We start from the raw sequence: 20479 nt of genomic DNA on the forward strand, positions 1-20479 counted from the left end.
GGCGTACTTTGACGGGTTGGGGTTGCCGAGGCTGTCGTGACCTCAAACTCTCGAACCGCCCGGTGCGGACCCGCATGCCGGGTGGTGTGGCAGGGGTGCCTCCGTTATGGGGGCCCCCTATGCCGATCCTGCGCACAGCAAAAAGGCGTCCGAAGACGCCCTTTGACCATTGAAGAGGCGGCGGGGCTTCAATGCCCGTGTGACACCACTTCGCCGGCCTTGAGCTGGTAGACGGTGCCGCAGTATGGGCAGCGCGCTTCGCCCGTCTTGGCCACATCCAGGTAGACCTTGGGGTGGCTGTTCCAGAGCTTCATGTCGGCCTTGGGGCTGGGGCAAAAGATGCCGCCCTGGTGGTTCAGGTCCGCGGCGGCCAGTTCGATCGATGCGTTTTTCATGTCAAACCTTCGTCAACCAGTGGGCGTACTTCGGGTTGCGGCCGTTGACGATGTCAAAGAACGCGCTCTGGATTTTTTCGGTGATCGGGCCGCGGCTGCCAGCGCCGAGTTCGATGCGGTCCAGCTCTCGGATCGGGGTCACTTCGGCGGCGGTGCCGGTGAAGAAGGCCTCGTCGGCGATGTAGACCTCGTCGCGCGTGATCCGCTTTTGCACGATCTCCAGGCCCAGGTCCTTGGCGATGTGGAATACCGTGTTGCGGGTGATGCCGTTCAGGGCACCGGCCGAGAGATCGGGCGTGTAGATCACGCCGTTCTTCACCACGAAGATGTTCTCGCCTGCGCCTTCGCTCACGAAGCCCGAGCTGTCCAGTAGCAGGGCTTCGTCGTAACCCTCATCGGTCACTTCCATGTTGGCCAGGATGGAGTTGGTGTAGTTGCTCACCGCCTTGGCCTGCGTCATGGTGATGTTGACGTGGTGACGGGTGTAGCTGCTGGTCTTGACGCGGATGCCGCGCTTGAGGCCCTCTTCACCCAGGTAGGCGCCCCAGGCCCAGGCCGCGACCATCAGGTGGATGGTGTTGCCCTTGGGGCTGACACCCAGCTTCTTGTCGCCAATCCAGGTCAGCGGGCGGATGTAGGCGCTTTCCAGCTTGTTATCGCGCACCACGGCTTTTTGCGCTTCGTTCACTTCGTCTTTGGTGAAGGGCAGCTGCATGCGCAGTATCTTGGCGCTGTTGAACAGGCGCTCGGTGTGTTCTTCCAGGCGGAAGATCGCCGTGCCGCCCACCGCGTTGTAGGCGCGCACACCTTCAAAGGCGCCGCAGCCGTAGTGCAGGGTGTGGGTGAGCACATGGATCTTGGCGTCGCGCCAGTCGACCATCTGGCCGTCCATCCAGATCTTGCCGTCGCGGTCGGACATCGAGGGAACTACGGGGCTCATGCATGCGTCCTTTGAAATGAGGGTGCGGCCTCGGGGAGGGCCTGCCAACCCGCCATTTTACGGCGGCGTACCAGCGTCAGCGCCGGGGCGCTGAAGGGTCCATTCCCGCAGCCGCCCGCCCCGGAAGCTCGCCGTCACCGACGAGTCACTGCCATCGGTCCAGCGGAATTGTTCCGGATCTTCACCTTCCGGGGTCAGGCGCTCCCCGAGCGAACGTGTCATGGCCAACACGTGCATCAGCGTCACCCCGGGCTTGAGCTTGGCGTTGAGCATGACGGCGCTGTCCACGTGGCCGATGGGCCGGCTCGACGCGCGTTTGAACACCGTCATCAGCCGCGTGACGTGCAGCAGCAGCCACATGACCAGACCCCCGGTCACCACGGCCACACCGGGCCATCCGTATTTCTGGTGGGCCAGCACCAGCAGCGCGGCGCCGGCCAACGGAATCACAAATCTCTGAAAGTTCATGCGTTGAATTGTCGTGGCTGCCGGAGGGCGGGCTGTTGCGGACAACGCTTACCCGCTGCAGCCCAGCCGGGGGTGTTTCACTTCAGGCCAGGCTGCGGGCCAGCTCCATCGCCTCTTCGATGCGGTCCACGCCGTGGATGGTCAGGCCCTCGAACGCCTTGTCGTTCTTCTTCGGCGCGTTGGCTTTGGGCACCACCGCCACGGAAAAACCCAGCTTGGCCGCTTCCTTCAGCCGCTCCTGGCCGCGCGGCGCGGGGCGCACCTCGCCCGCCAGGCCGACCTCTCCAAACGCGATGAAGCCCTTGGGCAGCGCCTTGCCGCGCAGGCTGGAGGTGATGGCCAGCATCACGGCCAGGTCGGCCGCCGGCTCGCTGATGCGCACGCCGCCCACCGCGTTGACGAACACGTCCTGGTCCATGCAGGCCACGCCGGCGTGGCGGTGCAGCACCGCCAGCAGCATGGCGAGGCGGTCGCGGTCCAGACCGACCGACAGGCGTCGCGGCGAAGGGCCGCCGCTGTCCACCAGGGCCTGGATCTCCACCAGCATCGGCCGGGTGCCTTCGAGTGTCACCATCACGCAGCTGCCGGGAACCGGCTCGCTGTGCTGGCTCAGAAAGATCGCGCTCGGGTTGCTCACGCCTTTCAGGCCGCGCTCGGTCATGGCGAACACGCCGATCTCGTTCACCGCGCCGAAGCGGTTCTTGATCGCACGGATCAGGCGGAAGCTGCTGTGCGTGTCGCCCTCGAAGTACAGGACGGTGTCCACCATGTGCTCCAGCACGCGCGGTCCGGCCAGTGCGCCTTCTTTGGTGACGTGGCCGACCAGCACGATGGCCGTGCCGCTGGACTTCGCCGCGCGGGTCAGGTGGGCCGCGCATTCGCGCACCTGCGCCACCGAGCCCGGCGCGCTGGTGAGCTGCTCGGAGTACACAGTCTGGATCGAGTCGATCACCGCGATGGCGGGTTTCGTGTGGGCCAGCGTGGCGAGGATCTTTTCCAGCTGGATCTCGGCCAGCACGCTGACCTGCGAGCCGTCGAGTCCCAGCCTGCGCGAGCGCAGCGCCACCTGGGCGCCACTTTCTTCGCCCGTGACGTAGAGCGTCTTCTGCCCCGAGCGCTGCAGCGAGTCCAGCGCCTGCAGCAGCAGGGTGGACTTGCCGATGCCCGGGTCGCCGCCGATCAGCACCACGCCGCCCTCCACGATGCCGCCACCCAGCACGCGGTCCAGCTCGTCGTGGCCGGTGGGCGTGCGCTGCACGTCGGTGGCGTCGATGTCGGCCAGGGTCGTGACTTCGGCCGTCTTCGCGAGCGACGCGAAGCGGTTCTTTGCCGGGGCCGACGGCGATTCGGCCACCGATTCGATCAGCGTGTTCCAGGCGTTGCAGTGCGGGCATTTGCCCAGCCACTTCGGGCTGCTGCCGCCGCATTCGTTGCAGGTGTATTGGGTTTTTTCTTTGGCCATGTGGCAGGCAATATAGTCGAGTCCCGCCGGGCGTCTCCCGCCCGGCCTGCATCCTCTGGACCCCTTTTGTCAGCACCCCACGATCCCTTTTTGCCGTCGGCCGCCGCTTTGCGTGTGCTGCAACCCGGAGAGCTGCCTCCGTCGCCTGCCGTGCGGGCGTTCAACCTGCAGCTGACCCGCGTCGACAAGCTCAAGGCGCAGCTCGCTGAGCTGGATGCCCTGGCGCAATCGCACCGAGTTGAACTGCACCGCTGGGTCGCGCCCCTGCAGCAGCGCGAGCGTGAGCACATGCGCGAACTGGCCCTGGGCCTGGCCGAGCAGCTGCAAGGCAAAGCGCTGAGCCGCCTGCAGCAGGACACCGCGACCGAGGCCCTGTGCCGGCTGGCGCAGACCCTGGCTGAGGACGGCGACAAAGCCATGGCCACGCTGCACGACCAGCACAGCCGCCACACGCTGGCGCAGAAAAAGCAGGCCGCGGCCGACGCCCTGAGGATGCGGCTGGAAGCTGTGTTGGGCGAGCCGCTGGACGGTGCGGGGGAAGACGCGTCGATGGAGGAACTGTTGCGCGCCGGCATGGCGCGGCTGCGCGAGTCGCAGGACGAAGAGCAGGCGCGCCGCCAGGCGAAGGTGAAAGCCCGCAAGGCCCGGCAGAAGCCGGGCACCGAACAGGTGAAGGCCCAGGCGCAGCAGACCGATGCCGACACCCAGCTGCGCACCCTGTTCCGCCAACTCGCCAGCGCCTTGCACCCCGACCGCGAACCCGATCCGCAGGAGCGCCTGCGCAAGACCGCGCTCATGAGCGAGGCCAACGCCGCCTATGGCCGCAAGGACCTGGTGACGCTGATGCAGATCCAGCTGCGCGCCGAGCTGGCCGACCCGGCGGCGGTGTCGCGTTTGGCCGACGACAAACTGGCCGCGCTGACCCTGTTGCTCAAGCAGCAGGTGGCCGACCTGGAACGCGAGCGCGCCGCGCGCCAGCAGCGCTTGGCGGGTGAATTCGAATTGCCGCCGGGCCAGGCCACCAACCCGAACACGCTCAAGCAGCACCTGCTGGCGCAGGTGGACGCGCTGGAGTCGGCGGTGGCGCAGCTGGAGCGCGACCTGGCGCAGGTGCAGGAGCCCGCGGCGCTCAAGCGCTGGCTCAACCAGCAGCGTGACACACCGCGCCGTGTGCGCGCGGACCGCGACCTCGACGACTATGTCTAGCCTGGGGTCGCCGGGTGGCTGTAGTGGCGTTTCACTTCGGCGATCTCCACCGAGTAACTGGCGTACCAGCGCTCTCGGCCCAGGCGTTGCGCCATCAGGTGGTCGGTGTGCTGTTTCCAGGCGCGGATGCTGGCCTCGTCGGGCCAGTACGACAGCGCGATTTCCTGCTCGCCTTCGGTCACGGCGGTGAAGTCGAGGCAACCGAATTGCGTCAAGGCCAGTTCGCGCATCTGCGCGGCCATGGCGCTGTACTCGGCGTCAAGGGCGCGGGCTTTCGCGCGGAAGATCACGACAAACATGGATTCAAGCGCCGGGCCGCCCCCAGCTTGAGTCGCACCCCCTCGGGGGGCAGCGACCCGCGCAAGCGGTGGAGTGGTGGGGGTCATGGATTGAATCCTTGGGCGAGCTGGTGGGTGAGTTCGGCGGCCGGGATGGACCTGCAGCCGCTGGCGTTCTGGCCCGACCACAGCGGTGAAAAGTCGCCACTGCCCAGCGCCTCGAAGTGCGCACGCAGCGGGGCCATGGCGGCGGTGGCGAGCGGGAAGGCCGGCGCAGCCGGGCTCATGGGGCCGAGCTCGCGCATCACGCGGTTGACGATGCCGCGCGCCGGCCGGCCGGTGAACAGGTTGGTGAGCGCCGTGTGGTGCGCGGCCTCGCTCTGCAGCGCGGCGCGGTGCAGCGCGCTGGTGGTGGTCTCCGGACAGCACAGGTAGGCCGTGCCCACCTGGATGCCGGCCGCACCCAGCGCCATGGCCGCGGCCACACCCGCCGCATCGGCGATGCCACCGGCCGCGATCACCGGCACGTCCACAGCGGCCACGATCTGCGGCAGCAGGGCGACGCTGCCCATCTGCTGGCTCAGGTCGTGTGACAGAAAGTGCCCCCGGTGGCCGCCCGCTTCCAGGCCCTGCGCAATCACCGCGTCTGCGCCGTTTGCCACCAGCCAGCGCGCTTCTTCGACCGTGGTCGCCGACGACAGCACCACGCTGCCCCAACCCTTCACGCGCGCCAACAGATCGGGCGCGGGCAGGCCGAAGTGGAAGCTCATCACCGGCGGGCGGAAGGACTCGATCGCATCGGCCGCGGCGTGGCTGAACGGAACGCGGCCGGCGCCCGTGGGCACGGCGTGGATGTCGAGCCCCGCCTCGGCGTAGAAGGGCGCCAACGCCTCGCGCCAGCGCGCCTCGCAGGCCGCGTCTGGCACAGGCGGTGTGTGGCAGAAGAAGTTGAGGTTCCAGGGGTGCGTCGTGCCATGGCTGAGCGAAGTCAGCTCGACCTGCAGCGCCTCGGGCGTGAGCATCGCGCAGGGCAGCGAACCGAGGCCCCCTGCATTGCAGACGGCCACGGCCAGCGCCGCGCCTTGCACGCCCGCCATCGGGGCCTGGATCAACGGAAGTTCGGTGCCCAGCAGGGCGAGCAGGGTGTTCATGGTCCGGCATTGTCCGCCCGGCGGCCGTGGTTCTGCCCAACCCCGCTCGCAGTCGGGTTAACCCCGATTTGAGCCGCGTGAGAAAATCATTTAACATATTAAATAAATGAGCCACCATTCACCCTCCTTCGTCCACCGCAACCTGCCCCGCCTGCTGCTCGAAGCGCGCGAGGCCGTGATGCAGCACACCCGGCCCAGCCTGCGCGAGCATGGCCTGTCGGACCAGCAGTGGCGCGTGCTGCGGGTGCTGGGTGAACACGCGGACGATCCGGCGGGTGTCGAGACCGGCCGCGTGGCGCGTGAGGCCCTGCTGCTCGGCCCCAGCCTCACCGGCGTGCTCACCCGCATGGAGCGCGACGGCCTGATCAGCCGTGCGCGCTGCCCGCAGGACGCTCGCCGCACCGTGGTGCGCGCCACCCGGGCGGGGCTGAAGCTGGTGGCCACGCTGTCAGAGACCATTGAGGCGCACTACGCGTGGATGGAGGCGCAACTGGGCAAGGCGCAGCTGGCAGAGCTCTACACGCTGCTGGACCAGGTGATCGCGCTGGAAGCACCCCTCAATGAAGACGCCAGCGAACCCGAACCTGAGGATCAAACCGAATGAGCACTCCCTACCTTCCCAACGGCACGGTCTACGGCAGCCTGCTGAATTTCCGGCGCGAACACGCGCTGTGGGCCCCGCGCATGAACGAGGTGCCCCACAAGGCGCCACCGCAGGCGCCGGTGCTCTATATCAAGACCGCCAACACCTTCACGCGCTGCGGGCACGCCATCGTGCTGCCCACGGGGGTGGACGAGGTTGAAGTCAGCGCATCGCTCGGCCTGGTGGCGGGTGAGGACGGCGAGGTCGCGGGCTGTGTGCTGCTGGTCGATGTGTCCATCCCGCACACGAGTTACTACCGGCCGCCGGTGAAGTACCGCAACGTGGACGGCTTCCTCGGCGTGGGCGACGTGGTGCGACCGGTCGCCGAGCTGGGCGGTGTGAGCGGCCTGTCCGCGCTGACGCTGGAGCTGCGGGTCGACGGCGTGATGCGACAGCGGGTGCCCTTGCAGGAGATGCTGCGCAACGCCGCCACGCTGTGGGCCGACGTCAACGCCTTCCAGTCCATGCGGCCGGGCGACGTGCTGATGGTCGGCACCGACTGCCTGGACGACGGCTCACGGCCGCGCGCACGGGCCGGCGACTCGGTGGAGGTCACAACCGTCGGGTTGAGCCCGCTCACCAACCATTTTGTGCAGGAGGTGACCGACACCGGGCCGCCCCCAGCCGGTCGAGCCGGGGGCAGCGAGCACGCATCAGCGCCGAGCGTGGGGGGCAACCGCTTCTTGAAGCGCGCCCGCGTTGCCTGGGCCGGGGCGGTTCACGACGCCATCGAAGTCGACGGCCAGCTGGAGCTGCTCACGCCCGCGTTCAAGGGCCGCCGCGTGGCCTTCGACGAAGTGGTCTGGCTGCCGCCGCTGGCCCCGGTGCCGCGAGCGCGCACCGTGCTCGCCCTCGGCCTGAACTACGCCGACCACGCGAAAGAGCTGGCGTTCAAGGCGCCCGAAGAGCCGCTGGCCTTCGTCAAGGGCGAGGCCTCGCTGATTGGCCATCGAGCCTTCACCGTGCGGCCGGACAACGTGCAGTTCATGCACTACGAATGTGAGCTCGCGGTGGTGATCGGCCGGGTCGCGAAGCGCGTGAAAAAGGCCGACGCATTGAGCTACGTGGCCGGCTACACCGTGGCCAACGACTACGCGATCCGCGACTACCTGGAAAACTGGTACCGCCCCAACCTCAAGGTGAAAAACCGAGACACCTGCACGCCCATCGGCCCCTGGCTGGTCGATGCGGCGGACGTGGCCGACCCGATGAACCTGGCCCTGAAGACAACCGTGAACGGCAAGGTCACGCAGCAGGGCAGCACGAAAGACATGATCTTCGACGTGCCCACGCTGATCGAGTACTTCAGCAGCTTCATGACGCTCATGCCCGGCGACCTGATCCTCACCGGCACGCCCGACGGCGTGGTGGTTTGCCAGCCGGGCGACGTGATCGTCACCGAGATCGAGGGCATCGGCGCCCTCACGAACACCATCACTTCCGAAAGCCACGCATGACACGTATCGATCACCTCATCAACGGCAAGACGGTTGCCGGCACCGACTACTTCGAAACGATCAACCCGGCCACGCAGGGCGTGCTGGCCGAAGTGGCATCGGGCACCGAGACCGAAGTCAACGCCGCGGTGCAGGCCGCCAAGGACGCGTTCCCGGCTTGGGCAGGCCTGCCCGCGACCGAGCGTGCGAAGAAGATCCGCGCACTCGGCGAGCTGATCGCGAAGCATGTGCCCGAGATCGCCCAGACCGAGACCAGCGACACCGGCCAGGTGATCGCACAGACCGGCAAGCAGCTGATCCCGCGCGCGGCGGACAACTTCACGTACTTCGCCGAGATGTGCACGCGCGTGGACGGCCACACCTACCCCACGCCCACGCACCTGAACTACACGCTGTCCCACCCGGTGGGCGTGTGCGCGCTGATCAGCCCGTGGAACGTGCCCTTCATGACGGCCACCTGGAAGGTCGCACCCGCGCTGGCCTTCGGCAACACCGCGGTGCTGAAGATGAGCGAGCTGTCGCCCATGACCGCCGCTCGCCTGGGCGAGCTGGCGCTGGAGGCCGGCATCCCGGCCGGCGTGCTGAACGTGGTGCACGGCTTCGGCAAGGAAGCGGGCGAGCCGCTGTGCGCGCACCCGGACGTGCGCGCGATCTCCTTCACCGGCTCCACGGCGACGGGCAACCGCATCGTGAAGACCGCGGGCCTGAAGAAGTTCAGCATGGAGCTGGGCGGCAAGAGCCCGTTTGTGGTGTTCGACGACGCGGACCTGGACCGCGCGCTCGACGCCGCACTCTTCATGATCTTCAGCAACAACGGCGAGCGCTGCACGGCCGGCTCGCGCATCCTGGTGCAGCAGAGCATCTACGCCGACTTCGCCGCAAAGTTCGCCGAGCGCGCCAAACGCATCGTGGTGGGCGACCCGATGGACGAAAAAACCACCATCGGTCCGATGATCAGCCAGGGCCATCTGGCCAAGGTGCGCAGCTACATCGAACTGGGGCCGAAAGAGGGCGCGACGCTGTTGTGTGGCGGCCTCGACCGCCCGAGCTATGCGGCCGAACTGCCCGCGCATGTGCGGGCCGGCAACTACGTGTGGCCGACGGTGTTTGCCGACGTGGACAACCGCATGCGCATCGCGCAGGAGGAGATCTTCGGCCCGGTGGCCTGCCTGATTCCGTTCCGCGACGAGGCGCACGCCATTGAGCTGGCGAACGACATCGCCTATGGACTCTCCAGCTATGTCTGGACCGAGAACCTGGGCAAGGCGCACCGCGTGGCGGCTGCCGTGGAGGCGGGCATGTGTTTTGTGAACTCGCAGAACGTGCGCGACCTGCGCCAGCCGTTTGGTGGCACCAAGGCATCGGGGACCGGGCGCGAAGGCGGCACCTGGAGTTACGAGGTGTTCCTGGAGCCCAAGAATGTTGCGGTGTCTCTTGGGTCGCACCAAATTCCTCATTGGGGAATTTGAATTGCGCGCCGGCATTTCGCTCGACGGATTTCCCGGAATGGAGAGCGCGGGGTACCCGACTCCGCGAATGTCCCCCGGAATGGGCTTCGCCCCTTCCTCCTCCTCTATTTCGCTGCGTCGTGCACCCCACGCTCCCCATTCAGAGGCCGTGTTGGCGCTCAACGTTTGCGCGTCGATGCGCAGCAAGAAGGTGGTGATGGGTGTCTGCCGCAGCGAAATAAAGGAGGAGGGCCGGAACGGCCCGGGGGACATTCGCGGAGGCAGGCACACGTCGCCGCCTTCCACCACACATGCCAGCCCAGAAACCACCGCAAGTCAACCCATCAGCAGGAGACAAGACCCATGGGCAAAGTAGCACTCGTCGGCAAGATCACCCACGTCCCCTCCATGTACCTCAGCGAGCTCGACGGCCCGCGCAAAGGCACACGGCAGGACGCCATCGACGGACACATCGAAATTGCACGCCGTTGCAAAGAACTGGGTGTGGACACCATCGTCGTCTTCGACACCCACTGGCTCGTCAACGCCAGCTACCACCTCAACTGCGCGCCGCACTTTGAGGGCACCTACACCAGCAACGAGCTGCCGCATTTCATCAGCAATTTGCCGTTCTCCATCCCCGGCAACCCCGAACTCGGGCAACTGCTGGCCAAGGTGGCCAACGAGCACGGCGTCGAAACCCTGGCCCACCACGCCACCACGCTCGGCCCCGAATACGGCACCCTCGTGCCCATGCGCTACATGAACCAGGACCAGCACTTCAAGGCCATCTCGGTCTCGGCGCTGTGCACGGTGCACTACCTCAACGACAGCGCACGCCTGGGCTGGGCCATGCGCAAGGCGGTGGAAGACCACTACGACGGCACCGTCGCCTTCCTCGCCAGCGGTTCACTCAGCCACCGCTTCGCGCAGAACGGCCTCGCGCCCGAATTCGCCTTCAAGGTCTGGAGCCCCTTCCTCGAAACCCTGGACCACCGGGTGGTGCAGATGTGGGAAAACGGCGAGTGGGCCGACTTCTGCGGCATGCTGCCCGAGTACGCAGCCAAGGGCCATGGCGAAGGCTTCATGCACGACACCGCCATGATGATGGGCGTCTTGGGCTGGAGCGAATACGCCGGCAAGGCCGAAGTCATCACGCCGTACTTCGGCGCCAGTGGCACCGGCCAGATCAACGCGGTGTTTCCCGTCACCCCCGTCACGGGCAAGGCCATTCCCAAGGCGCAGGCTTCCGCAGCCGATGGCTTCAGCCTCGTGAGCAGCAGGCTTTGAACGCAAGGTTTCACATGCCCCACCTCGTCATCCTCTACACCCCCAACCTCGACAAATCGGCGGCCGAGGGCGGCGTCGACATGACCGGCCTGTGCCGCGCCCTGTGCGACACCATGCTCGCGGTGCGCGATGAGCAGGACAAGCAGGTCTTCCCCACCGGTGGCACGCGCGTGCTGGCCTACCCCGCCGCGCACAGCGCTGTGTCCGACGGCGGTGCGGCCGGCATCGCGGCCGGGCTGGGTGGTGACTACGCCTTCGTCTACATGAACGTGCGCATGGCCCAGGGCCGCAGCACTGTCGTGCACCAGCGCGTGGGCGACGCACTCAGCGCCTGCGTGAAAGAACGCTTCGCCGAGCAACTGGCGAAACGCCCCATCGGCATCACCGTGCAGGTGGACGAAGGCCACGAGGTCTTCGACGCCAAGAACAGTTCGTTGCACCCGCTCTTTGCTCCCAAGAAAGCCTGACCTCACCATGTTCAGCTCCGAACTCATCGCCGAACTCGCCACCGAGCTGCAGCAGTCCCAGCAGACCCGCGCCCAGGTCGAGCATTTCTCCAAACGCCACCCCGGCATGACCGTCGAAGACGGCTACCGCATCGGTCGCGCCTGGGTCGAGCTGCAGAAGGCCGACGGCCGAACAGTGATCGGCCACAAGATCGGCCTCACCAGCCGCGCCATGCAAATCAGCAGCCAGATCGACGAGCCGGATTACGGCACGTTGCTGGACGACATGCTCTACACGGCGAAGGCCGGTGAGGTGCTGGAGATTCCGGTGACGAACTTCATCGCGCCGCGCGTCGAAGTGGAACTCGCCTTCGTGCTCAAGACACCACTCACCGGGCCGGACGTGACGGTGGACGACGTGCTCAACGCGACCGACTACATCACCCCCGCCATTGAGATCATCGATGCGCGCATCGAACAGTTCGACCGTCACACCAAGGTCATGCGCAAGGTCTACGACACCATCAGCGACAACGCGGCCAACGCCGGCATCGTGATCGGCAGCGTTGACACGGCCCTCCGCGCCGACCCGCGCGCCACCAACCGCCCCTGGTGCGGCGCCATCCTGCGGCAGAACGGCGCGGTGGAAGAAACCGGCCTGGCCGCCGGCGTGCAGGGCGACCCGGCCATCGGCGTCGCCTGGCTGGCCAACAAACTGGCGCCCTGGGGCGAATCGCTGCAGGCCGGCGAGATCGTGCTGGCCGGCAGCTTCACGCGGCCCGTGGCTGCCAGGGCGGGCGACCTGTTCGAGGCGGACTACGGTCCACTCGGTTGCCTGCGTTTCAAATTCGTTTGATCAGAAATATCCGAGGAGATCCCATATGTCCGAAGCCTTCCTGCGTCCCGCCCGTTTCAGCGAAGCCGAGTGGGCCGCGCGCGTGCAGCTCGCCGCGTGTTACCGCATCTTTGCGCACCTCGGCTGGGCCGAGCTGATCTACAACCACATCTCGCTGCGCGTCCCCGGGCCGGACGACCACTTCCTCATCAACCCCTTCGGCCTGCACTACACCGAGGTCACGGCGTCCAACCTGGTGAAGGTCGACATCGACGGCAACACCATCGGCCACAGCGACTGGCCGATCAACCCGGCCGGCTTCACCTTTCACGGCGCGATCCACGCCACGCTGCCCGACGCGCACTGCGTGGTGCACGTGCACACCACGCCGACCATGGCGGTGTGTTGCCTGAAAGACGGCCTGTCGTTCACCAACTTCTACGCCGCACAGCTTTACGGGCAGGTGGCGTACCACGAGTTTGAGGGCATCACCGTGCACCGCGACGAGGGCACCCGCATCCTCGCGTCATCGGGCGGAAAGCCGGTGCTGCTGCTGCGCAACCACGGCCCGGTGGTCATCGGCCGTTCGCTGGCCCAGGCGTTCAATTTGATGTGGCTGGTGCAGCGCGCGTGTGAAATCCAGGTGGCCTCGCAGGCGCTGGGTGAACTGCAGCCGATCACAGAAGCCGCGCTGCAGGCTTGCGTGCGCGACTCGCTGAACTTCAACCCCAAATTCGGCGCCGGCGAAGATTCCTTTGCCGCCATGCAGCGCCTGATCGACCGCATCGACCCGGGGTACCGCGCATGAACACAACGCCTTCCATATCCAAAGTCGCCGTCGTCGGCGTCGGCGCCATTGGCGGCCTGTTCGCGGGCTGGCTTGGTTCTCGACTGCCGGCCGGTCATATCCGGCTGTCGGCCGTGGCGCGCGGCGAGACCCTGCGCGCGCTGCGCGAGCATGGTCTGGTCTGGGTCGATACCGAGGGCGCGGAACACTCCGTGGCAGTGAATGCCAGCGACGACCCGGCGAGCCTGGGCGTGCAGGATCTGGTGATCGTCTCGGTCAAGGGTCCGGCCATGCCGCAGGTGGCACCGGCGGTGCGTGCGCTGATGGGGCCACACACCGTGGTGCTGGTGGCCATGAACGGCGTGCCCTGGTGGTTCTTCGACGGGCTTCCGGGTGATGCAGCAGGGCTGCGGTTGAATGCCGTGGACCCGGGCGGCGCGACGGCCGCTGCGATCCCCACGTCGCAGGTCATCGGCTGCGTGGTCCACGCCAGCGCCGCCGCGCCCACGCACGGGCGCATCGAACGCATTAAGAACAACCAGCTCATCATCGGCGAGCCAGCCGGCGGCGTGACCCCGCGCGTGCAGGCGCTGGGCGAGCTGCTCACGCAGGCAGGCTTCGGCGTCACCGTGTCCGAGCGCATCCAGCGCGATATCTGGTTCAAGCTCTGGGGCAACATGACCATGAACCCGGTGTCTGCCATCACCGGCGCACCGTGTGACCGCATCCTCGACGACGAACTGGTGCGTGGCTTCTGCAGCGCGGTCATGCTGGAAGCGCAGGCCATCGGTGCGCGCATCGGCATCCCCATCGACCAACAGCCCGAAGACCGCCACGCCGTCACGCGCAAGCTCGGCTCGTTCAAGACCTCGATGCTGCAGGACGTGGAGGCCGGGCGCCCGATCGAGCTCGATGCGCTGGTCGGCGCGGTGTGCGAGATCGGCCAGCACCTGGGCGAACCCACGCCCAGCATGGACGCATTGATGGGCCTGACCCGCTTGATGGGTCAGGTGCGTGGTCTCTACCCCGAACCCAAGGACACCCCATGAAGATCCCCCAGAACACCTTCCGCGATGCCCTCAAAGCCGGCCAACCCCAGATCGGCTGCTGGGTCGGCTTCGCCTCGCCCAACGTGGCCGAGGCCCTGGCCGGCTGCGGTTTTGACTGGCTGCTGCTCGACGGCGAACACGCGCCCAACGACCCGTGCACCGTGCTCGACCAGTTGCGCGCCGTCGCGCCCTACGCTGCAACGCACCCGGTGGTGCGGGCCGTCGAAGCCAACGTGGCCCTGGTCAAGCAGTACCTCGATGTGGGCGCGCAGACGCTGCTGATCCCGATGGTCGACACGGCCGAGCAGGCGGCGTTGATGGTCAAGGCCATGCGCTATGCACCCGATGGCATCCGCGGCATGGGTGCGGCGCTGGCGCGCGCCTCGCGCTGGAACCAGGTCGACGACTACCTCAACCAGGCCAACGGCCAGATGTGCCTGCTGGTGCAGGCCGAAACGGTGGAAGCGGTGAAAAACCTGAAGGCCATCGCCGAAACCGATGGCGTGGACGGCGTGTTCTTCGGCCCGGCCGATCTGTCTGCCAGCATGGGCTACCGGGGGCAGCCAGGCCACCCCGATGTGCAGAAGGTCATCCTCGACGGCATCGCCACCGTGCGCGCTGCCGGCAAGGCCGCCGGCATTCTCGCCACCGACCCGGAGCTGGCGCAGCAGTACCTGGAAGCCGGTGCGCTGTTCGTGGCGGTGGGGGTGGACACCACGCTGCTGGTGAAGGCGGCTAGCGGGTTGGTGCAGCGTTTCGCAGGAGGCGCTGCATCTGCTGCTTCGCGGTCGTCGTCCGGGGGCTACTGAGCGTTCCCGGCTCGGCTCATTCGGGCTGGTGGCAGACGGCTTCGATGTTGTTGCCCTCGGGGTCGATCACGAAGGCACCGTAGTAATTGGGGTGGTAGTCCGGGCGCAGGCCGGGAGCGCCGTTGTCCTTGCCGCCGGCGGCCATCGCCGCCTTGTAGAAGGCATCCACCTGCGCACGGCTTTCAGCGCGCCACGCCAGATGGCAACCCGACGTGGCAGCGGGCCCGCCATACGGCGAAGGCCCGTCGATGAACCAGACGTCGGCCTTCTTGCCGTCGGGCTCGGCGGCGTCCGGATAGGCCAGGCCGAGCATGTTGGAGCCGTAGTTCCCTTCAAAGCAGATGCTGTAACCCAGCGGTGCCAGGGCGGCGCTGTAGAAGGCCTTGGCTTGGGCGATGTTGGTGACGCGAAAAGTCATGTGGTCGAGCATGTGGGGTCCCTCAGGTGGTGCGGAGTGCGCGTTGAAAATGACAACTGTATGGATGTACAGCTAACGCGTCAAGAGGTCGGCCGATGTGATGAGACGCGCGCTGTCGCCGCCATTGCCCTGTTTAGGACGCTTGTCCTATACTGCCTAGGCCAATCGTCCTAGAAAACACCCGCCCACCATGCCCTCACCGTCATGAGCGCCGCTGAAGCCACACCCACTACCCGAGAGCGCATCGTCGACGCTGCGGACACCCTGTTCTACCAGCGAGGGTTCGAGAAGACTTCCTTCGCTGACATCGCGGATGCCGTCGGCCTCTCGCGCGGCAACTTCTATTACCACTTCAGAACCAAGGACGACATCCTGGCGGCGGTCGTCGCACAGCGTTCGGCGAGAACCCAGTCCATGCTGGCGTCGTGGACGCGGGACGCCGCAACGCCGTCGGACCGGCTGCGCTGCTTCGCGGAAATGCTGGTCCGCAACCGGCACGACATCCAGCGCTACGGCTGCCCGGTGGGAACGCTGTGCACCGAACTGTCCAAGCTCGACCACCCCGCACAGAGCGACGCCGGCATGATCTTCGGCCAGTTCCGCGACTGGCTGCGCACCCAGTTCGACGCCTTGGGCCAAGCGCCGCACGCCGACGAACTGGCGCTGCACCTGCTCGCGCGCAGCCAGGGCGCCGCGATGCTGGCCAGCACCTTCCACGACGAAGCCTTCATCCAGCGCGAAGTGGCGTTGATGGCCGAGTGGGTGGACACCTTCGTTCCCCATCCGGTTGCCGCGAAACGGCCCAGACGAAAGACCGCCCCATGAACCCACTCAACCCAATCGTGTTCATTGTTTTCCTGCGATTCGGCCCGAACCGCGCACAGGTGGGCCAGTGGATGGCCGGGCACAAACAGTGGATTCAGGACGGCATCGCCGACGGCAGCTTCCTGCTGGCCGGCTCGCTCGATCAGGCACAGGGCGGCTTGGTGATCGCCGTGGGCACCGATGCCGCTGCCCTCCATGCCCGCATCGCGCAAGACCCGTTCGTGGTGCATGGCGTCGTGACGGCCGACATCCACGCCGTCGCCCCGTCGTCTGTGGCGCAAGGCCTGCCTGCACTGCTCGCCGGCAGCGGGGGTGCCGCATGAGCGCCGCCTGGCCGTTCCGAAGGCGCTCAGCCCCGCAGTGCGCAGCACGGAGGGTAGTCCAGTGAGCGCCGCGCCGGGCCGCCCCAAGCAAGCTCGCACCGCAGCTCTAAGAGCGGAGGTTGCCTTATGAGCGAAGCCCAGATCGTGACCGGCAGCGACGGTCAACCGCGCTGCCGTTGGTGCGCGGCCGCGCCGGAGTTCGAGGCGTACCACGACCACGAATGGGGCTTTCCGGTGGGCGACGACATCCGACTGTTCGAGAAACTTTGCCTGGAGAGCTTCCAGTCGGGCCTGAGCTGGCGGACCATCCTCGCCAAGCGCGAGAACTTCCGAAAGGCATTCGACGGGTTCGACTTTCACCGCATGGCGACCTTCGGCGAGCGCCAGGTCGACCGCCTGCTGCAGGACGAAGGCATCGTCCGTCACCGGGGCAAGATCGAAGCCGTCATCCACAACGCCGGTCGCGCCGTCAGCCTTCAAACCGAGTTCGGGTCACTGGCCGCCTATTTCTGGCGCTACGAAGTGGACCGCGCCCAAGCCGCGCCACCTCAAACCGTGTCGACCTCACCCGAGGCGCTGGCCCTGGCGAAAGACCTGAAGAAACGCGGCTGGAAATTCGTCGGGCCCACCACCGTCTACGCCTTCATGCAGGCCATGGGCCTGTTGAACGACCACGTGCCCGACTGCATCGTGGCCCTGCGGGTGGATCAGGCGCGGGCTGTGTTCAAGGTGCCGGTGCTGTTGCAGCGGTAGGCAACCTCAAGGCCATCGACGATACCGAGGGCGGTGTGTTCTTCGGCTCGGCGGCCACGGTGTGGCGGTCGACGGGCGCCTGCCCGCGCGTCGAGGGCGGTGTGCAGGCGCAGCCCGATCTCGGGTTCGACCCTCAGCCGCCCAGCGTCGGGAACAGCTTCACCAAACCCGCGGCCATCACCTCCACCGACAGCGCGGCCAGGATCAGGCCCATCAGCCGCGTCATCACGTTGATGCCAGTCTGCCCCATCAGGCGCGCGATGGGTTTGGCGAGCGAGAAGCACACGGCGGTGGCCAGCGCGATCACCACGCCGTAGCCCACCAGCGCGGCGTGCTGGAAAAAGGTCTTGGCCTGGTCGGCGTAGATCACCACGGTGGACATGGTGGCCGGGCCGGTGAGCAACGGGATGGTGAGGGGCACCACGGCAATCGAGGCGCGCGCCGAGGCGTCGTCCACCTCGCCCTGGGTGGTCTTGGCCTCGGCCGGTTGCGCGTTCAGCATCGACAACGCCGAGGTCAACAGCAACATGCCGCCGCCGACCTGGAAGCTTGCGAGCGAGATGCTGAAAAACTCCAGGATCTGCAGGCCGATGAGGGCGCAGGTGGCGATCACCGCGAACGCACTGATCGACGAGATCAGGATCGTGCGCTTGCGCTGCGCCGAACTGAAGCCCTGCGTGTAGTGGATGAAGAAGGGCACGATCGCCAAGGGGTTGACGATGGCCAGCAGGGTGATGAGGGGCTTGAAATCCATGGCCGGGATTGTGGGGCACCCGACCCTTGCGCGCGCAGCATCAGCGGATTTCAGGTGGCATTCATGCTGGGCCTGGGGTGCCAGGCGTCCTTCGGCGGAACATGCCGTAGCCCTCCATGTGCAGCACCTTGTCGCCGTGTTGGTTGAACATTTCCCACACCGTGCGCACCAGGCCCACGTCCGGCCGTTTGCTCATGGCGCGTTTTTCGGTGATGGTGTGCTGCAGCCGCAGCACGTCGCCGGGGTAGACCGGCTTGGTCCACTTCAGGCTCTCCAGCCCGGGCGAACCGAGGCTCGATGTTTCGTGCAGAAAATTTGTGACCATCAGCCGCATGGCCATGGCGCAGGTGTGCCAGCCGCTGGCACTCAAGCCCCCGAACACCGAGGCCTTGCCGGCTTCTTCGTTCAGGTGAAAGGGCTGCGGGTCGAACTGGCTGGCGAAGGCAATGATCTCTTCCTTCGTCGGCGAGAGGCTGCCCAGGTCGCGCACCTGGCCGATTTCCAGGTCTTCCCACCAGATACGGATGTGCGGGCTTTGTTCGGGTGTCGTCGCAGTCATTCAGCGGCCTCCGGAAACGTCCAGCAGGCTCATCGTCGTGTAACTCGCCGCGTCCGACAGCAGCCAGACGATGGCCTGCGCCACCTCGTCGGCCGTGCCGCCGCGCTGCATCGGCACCTGGTGCTTGAGCTCGTTGACGCGGTTGGGCAATCCGCCCGAGGCGTGTATCTCCGTCTCGATCAGGCCCGGCCGCACCGCGTTGACGCGCACGCCTTCGGCCGCCACCTCCTTGGCCAGACCGATGGTGAAGGCGTCGATGGCGCCCTTGGCCGCCGCGTAGTCCACGTACTGCCCCGGCGAACCCAGCCGCGACGCGGCGCTGGACACGTTGACGATGGCGCCCCCTTCGCCGCCGTGCCGCGTGCTCATGCGCCGCACCGCTTCGCGCGCGCAGAGCATGGAACCGATCACGTTGATGTCGAACATGCGCCGCCAGCGCGCCACGCTCATCTCATCGACGCGCGCGGTCACGTCCACCACGCCCGCGCTGTTCACCAGCCCGGTGAGCCGTCCGAGCTGGGCGTCCACTTGCTCGAACATGTGCAACACCTGCGCCTCGTCGGCCACATCGGCCTGCACCGCGATCGCCGTGCCGCCGCTGGCGTTGATGGCGCGAACCACCTCGTCGGCCGCGAGCGAGTTGGCTGTGTAGTTCACCGCCACGGCCCAGCCCTGGCGCGCGGCGAGCAGGGCGGTGGCCGCGCCGATGCCCCGGCTGCCGCCCGTGATCAGCAGCACCCTGGAGGGCGTGACCTTGTCCTTCTCTTCCATGACCTGCCTCCTGCAAGAAGCGCCCGCATGGCGTACAACACGGGCTGTTTCATCCTGCATTACAACAGCGTGAGGAGACCGCCATGCGTCGCACAGTCGACTACTACTTCGCCCCACAGAGCCCGTGGATGTACCTGGGGCACGCGCGTTTCGCTGATCTGCTGCGGCGCAGCGACACACAGGTTCGTGTGCTGCCGGTGGATTTTGGCCAGGTCTTCCCGGTCTCCGGCGGCCTGCCGCTGCCCAAACGCGCCCCGCAGCGCCAGGCTTACCGGCTTGTGGAACTGCGCCGCTTCAGCGAAGCGCTGGGCGTGCCGCTCAACCCCGAGCCCCGTTTCTTTCCGGTGGCGGGCGATCCGGCTGGCTGGCTGATCACCGCCGTCGCGCAACACGATGGTGATGCCGCTGCGATGCGCCTGACCGGCGCCGTGGGCCTAGCCCTGTGGGCGCAGGAGCGCGACATCGCCAGCCCCACCGTGCTCGCCGAGTTGCTGAGCGAATGCGGGCTGGACGCACAGCGCCTGGCTCAGTCGCAGCTCGACGAGGTGAAGGCGCGGTACGGGCAGCATACCGAAGAGGCCATCGCTGCCGGTGTCTTTGGCGCGCCGAGCTACGTGATCGATGGCGAGATTTTCTGGGGCCAGGACCGGCTCGATTTCGTCGAGCGCCGGCTGGGCGGCTGACACGTCACCCCTCCGCTTCAACCCCACCCCTCAGGAGCCGACCATGGGTCAGTTTGTCAACCTCACCGCCGCCGACGGCTTTGTTTTTCCCGCCTACGTGGCGCAGCCCTCGGGCACCCCCAAAGGCGGGCTGGTCGTGCTGCAGGAGATTTTCGGCGTCAACAGCCACATCCGCGCGGTGGCCGACGGCTACGCAGCCGAGGGCTACTTCGTCGTCGCGCCGAGCACCTTCCACCGTGTTCAGGCGGGCGTGGAAATCGGCTACACCGAGGCCGACATGGGCGCGGGCATGGCGCTCAAGGCCGCCGTGGAGGCTCTGCCTGCGCCGGGGGTGCTGGCCGACATTCAGGCTGCCGTGGACCATGCAGCGCAAGGCGGCAAGGTCGGCATCCTGGGCTACTGCTGGGGCGGCCTGCTCACCTGGCGCGCGGCCTGCACGCTGAGCGGTCTGACGGCCGCGGTGCCGTTTTATGGCGGCGGCATGACCACCGAAGCCGAAGTCGCCCGGCAGCCGAAGGTACCGGTCATGGCCCACTTCGCCGACCAGGACCGCTGGATTCCGCTGGACAGCGTGCAGGCTTTCCAGAAGGCGCACCCGCAGGTGCCGGTGCGCCTCTATCCGGCGCACCACGGCTTCAACTGCGACCAGCGCGGCAGCTGGGACGCGCCGTCCGCGACGCTGGCGCGCGAGCGCACCCGCGGATTCCTCGCACAACACCTGGGCTGAGG

The 20479-nt window shown here is 67.0% G+C and carries 25 protein-coding genes and 1 pseudogene; 16 read left to right on the forward strand and 10 right to left on the reverse strand.

From position 1 onward, the window contains the following. Nucleotides 1-188: 188 nt before the first annotated feature. From B0E41_RS07260 to radA, 4 genes are all read right to left on the reverse strand, one after another. Nucleotides 189-395 (reverse strand): zinc-finger domain-containing protein, encoded by a 207-nt coding sequence (locus tag B0E41_RS07260; protein ID WP_077330417.1) that lies wholly within the window; start codon nucleotides 393-395, stop codon nucleotides 189-191. 1 nt (nucleotide 396) lies between these two features. After that, nucleotides 397-1335, reverse strand: coding sequence for a branched-chain amino acid transaminase (locus B0E41_RS07265; protein ID WP_077330418.1), 939 nt, complete (start codon nucleotides 1333-1335; stop codon nucleotides 397-399). Nucleotides 1336-1392: 57 nt separating this feature from the next. Then, entirely contained in the window at nucleotides 1393-1803 is a 411-nt protein-coding gene (locus B0E41_RS07270; RefSeq protein WP_077330419.1) for a glycerate kinase, read from the reverse strand. An 82-nt stretch (nucleotides 1804-1885) separates the two neighbouring features. Beyond that, a complete protein-coding gene (gene radA / locus B0E41_RS07275) occupies nucleotides 1886-3265 on the reverse strand; it encodes a DNA repair protein RadA (protein ID WP_077330420.1) in 1380 nt (459 codons plus the stop codon). A gap of 66 nt (nucleotides 3266-3331) precedes the next feature. Here radA and B0E41_RS27065 point away from each other — a divergent pair, with 66 nt between their 5' ends. Continuing rightward, nucleotides 3332-4471, forward strand: coding sequence for a hypothetical protein (locus B0E41_RS27065; RefSeq protein ID WP_171984697.1), 1140 nt, complete (start codon nucleotides 3332-3334; stop codon nucleotides 4469-4471). Here B0E41_RS27065 and B0E41_RS07285 read toward each other — a convergent pair. Then, nucleotides 4468-4770, reverse strand: coding sequence for an antibiotic biosynthesis monooxygenase (locus tag B0E41_RS07285; protein WP_077330422.1), 303 nt, complete (start codon nucleotides 4768-4770; stop codon nucleotides 4468-4470). The two genes, B0E41_RS27065 and B0E41_RS07285, sit on opposite strands and share 4 nt — an antisense overlap. Nucleotides 4771-4853: 83 nt before the next feature. Further along, nucleotides 4854-5900: a nitronate monooxygenase gene (locus B0E41_RS07290; RefSeq protein ID WP_077330423.1), complete on the reverse strand. Its 1047-nt coding sequence runs from the start codon at nucleotides 5898-5900 to the stop codon at nucleotides 4854-4856. Nucleotides 5901-6006: 106 nt separating this feature from the next. On the opposite strand from B0E41_RS07290, the gene hpaR reads away from it, so the two are divergent. The 10 genes and pseudogenes from hpaR (at nucleotide 6007) to hpaI (ending at nucleotide 14664) form a co-directional block, all read left to right on the forward strand. Then, on the forward strand, nucleotides 6007-6504 hold the full coding sequence (gene hpaR / locus B0E41_RS07295; RefSeq protein WP_077330424.1) for a homoprotocatechuate degradation operon regulator HpaR: 498 nt from the start codon (nucleotides 6007-6009) through the stop codon (nucleotides 6502-6504). Then, nucleotides 6501-7121 (forward strand): annotated as a pseudogene (locus B0E41_RS27070) (fumarylacetoacetate hydrolase family protein); the annotation flags it as partial. The gene hpaR and the pseudogene B0E41_RS27070, both read left to right, overlap by 4 nt. Before the next feature lie 105 nt (nucleotides 7122-7226). Then, complete coding sequence (locus B0E41_RS27075) at nucleotides 7227-8000, forward strand: fumarylacetoacetate hydrolase family protein (RefSeq protein WP_171984698.1); 774 nt, start codon at nucleotides 7227-7229, stop codon at nucleotides 7998-8000. Beyond that, entirely contained in the window at nucleotides 7997-9469 is a 1473-nt protein-coding gene (gene hpaE / locus B0E41_RS07305; protein ID WP_077330426.1) for a 5-carboxymethyl-2-hydroxymuconate semialdehyde dehydrogenase, read from the forward strand. Before B0E41_RS27075 ends, hpaE begins: the two co-directional genes overlap by 4 nt. Nucleotides 9470-9811: 342 nt before the next feature. Then, a complete protein-coding gene (gene hpaD, locus B0E41_RS07310) occupies nucleotides 9812-10738 on the forward strand; it encodes a 3,4-dihydroxyphenylacetate 2,3-dioxygenase (RefSeq protein WP_077330427.1) in 927 nt (308 codons plus the stop codon). A gap of 14 nt (nucleotides 10739-10752) precedes the next feature. Continuing rightward, complete coding sequence (locus tag B0E41_RS07315; RefSeq protein WP_077330428.1) at nucleotides 10753-11205, forward strand: 5-carboxymethyl-2-hydroxymuconate Delta-isomerase; 453 nt, start codon at nucleotides 10753-10755, stop codon at nucleotides 11203-11205. A 7-nt stretch (nucleotides 11206-11212) separates the two neighbouring features. Then, nucleotides 11213-12040: a 2-oxo-hept-4-ene-1,7-dioate hydratase gene (gene hpaH, locus B0E41_RS07320; RefSeq protein WP_077330429.1), complete on the forward strand. Its 828-nt coding sequence runs from the start codon at nucleotides 11213-11215 to the stop codon at nucleotides 12038-12040. A gap of 25 nt (nucleotides 12041-12065) precedes the next feature. Then, a complete protein-coding gene (locus B0E41_RS07325) occupies nucleotides 12066-12827 on the forward strand; it encodes a class II aldolase/adducin family protein (protein WP_077330430.1) in 762 nt (253 codons plus the stop codon). After that, nucleotides 12824-13855, forward strand: coding sequence for a 2-dehydropantoate 2-reductase (locus B0E41_RS07330; protein ID WP_077330431.1), 1032 nt, complete (start codon nucleotides 12824-12826; stop codon nucleotides 13853-13855). Before B0E41_RS07325 ends, B0E41_RS07330 begins: the two co-directional genes overlap by 4 nt. Further along, a complete protein-coding gene (hpaI, locus tag B0E41_RS07335; RefSeq protein WP_077330432.1) occupies nucleotides 13852-14664 on the forward strand; it encodes a 4-hydroxy-2-oxoheptanedioate aldolase in 813 nt (270 codons plus the stop codon). Before B0E41_RS07330 ends, hpaI begins: the two co-directional genes overlap by 4 nt. 16 nt (nucleotides 14665-14680) lie before the next feature. Here the strand turns inward: hpaI and B0E41_RS07340 are convergent, their stop codons facing one another. After that, the gene (locus B0E41_RS07340; protein ID WP_077330433.1) at nucleotides 14681-15094 is read right to left on the reverse strand and encodes a VOC family protein; all 414 of its coding nucleotides are present in this window, start codon (nucleotides 15092-15094) and stop codon (nucleotides 14681-14683) included. A 192-nt stretch (nucleotides 15095-15286) separates the two neighbouring features. Between B0E41_RS07340 and B0E41_RS07345 the strand changes: the two genes are divergently transcribed. The 3 genes from B0E41_RS07345 to B0E41_RS07355 all read left to right on the forward strand — a co-directional run bounded on the left by B0E41_RS07345 (nucleotide 15287) and on the right by B0E41_RS07355 (nucleotide 16983). Further along, on the forward strand, nucleotides 15287-15907 hold the full coding sequence (locus B0E41_RS07345; RefSeq protein ID WP_077330434.1) for a TetR/AcrR family transcriptional regulator: 621 nt from the start codon (nucleotides 15287-15289) through the stop codon (nucleotides 15905-15907). Next, nucleotides 15904-16230: a hypothetical protein gene (locus tag B0E41_RS07350; RefSeq protein WP_253194676.1), complete on the forward strand. Its 327-nt coding sequence runs from the start codon at nucleotides 15904-15906 to the stop codon at nucleotides 16228-16230. The genes B0E41_RS07345 and B0E41_RS07350 overlap by 4 nt, the downstream gene beginning before the upstream one ends. A 126-nt stretch (nucleotides 16231-16356) precedes the next feature. Next, nucleotides 16357-16983 carry a DNA-3-methyladenine glycosylase I gene (locus B0E41_RS07355; protein ID WP_077330435.1) on the forward strand — a complete coding sequence of 209 codons (627 nt, stop codon included), beginning with the start codon at nucleotides 16357-16359 and terminating at the stop codon, nucleotides 16981-16983. Nucleotides 16984-17116: 133 nt separating this feature from the next. Here the strand turns inward: B0E41_RS07355 and B0E41_RS07360 are convergent, their stop codons facing one another. The 3 genes from B0E41_RS07360 to B0E41_RS07370 form a co-directional block, all read right to left on the reverse strand. Then, nucleotides 17117-17737 (reverse strand): MarC family protein, encoded by a 621-nt coding sequence (locus tag B0E41_RS07360; protein ID WP_077330436.1) that lies wholly within the window; start codon nucleotides 17735-17737, stop codon nucleotides 17117-17119. Between the two features lie 61 nt (nucleotides 17738-17798). Next, nucleotides 17799-18296, reverse strand: coding sequence for a MaoC family dehydratase (locus tag B0E41_RS07365; protein ID WP_077330437.1), 498 nt, complete (start codon nucleotides 18294-18296; stop codon nucleotides 17799-17801). Next, entirely contained in the window at nucleotides 18297-19067 is a 771-nt protein-coding gene (locus B0E41_RS07370) for an SDR family oxidoreductase (protein ID WP_077330438.1), read from the reverse strand. It abuts the gene before it with no gap. Nucleotides 19068-19150: 83 nt separating this feature from the next. On the opposite strand from B0E41_RS07370, the gene B0E41_RS07375 reads away from it, so the two are divergent. Further along, nucleotides 19151-19750 (forward strand): 2-hydroxychromene-2-carboxylate isomerase, encoded by a 600-nt coding sequence (locus tag B0E41_RS07375; RefSeq protein WP_077330439.1) that lies wholly within the window; start codon nucleotides 19151-19153, stop codon nucleotides 19748-19750. 43 nt (nucleotides 19751-19793) lie between these two features. Further along, on the forward strand, nucleotides 19794-20477 hold the full coding sequence (locus B0E41_RS07380; protein WP_077330440.1) for a dienelactone hydrolase family protein: 684 nt from the start codon (nucleotides 19794-19796) through the stop codon (nucleotides 20475-20477). The last annotated feature ends 2 nt before the right edge of the window (nucleotides 20478-20479 follow it).

Source organism: Hydrogenophaga sp. A37 (assembly GCF_002001205.1).
In the GTDB taxonomy this organism is placed as follows: Bacteria; Pseudomonadota; Gammaproteobacteria; order Burkholderiales; family Burkholderiaceae_C; genus Hydrogenophaga.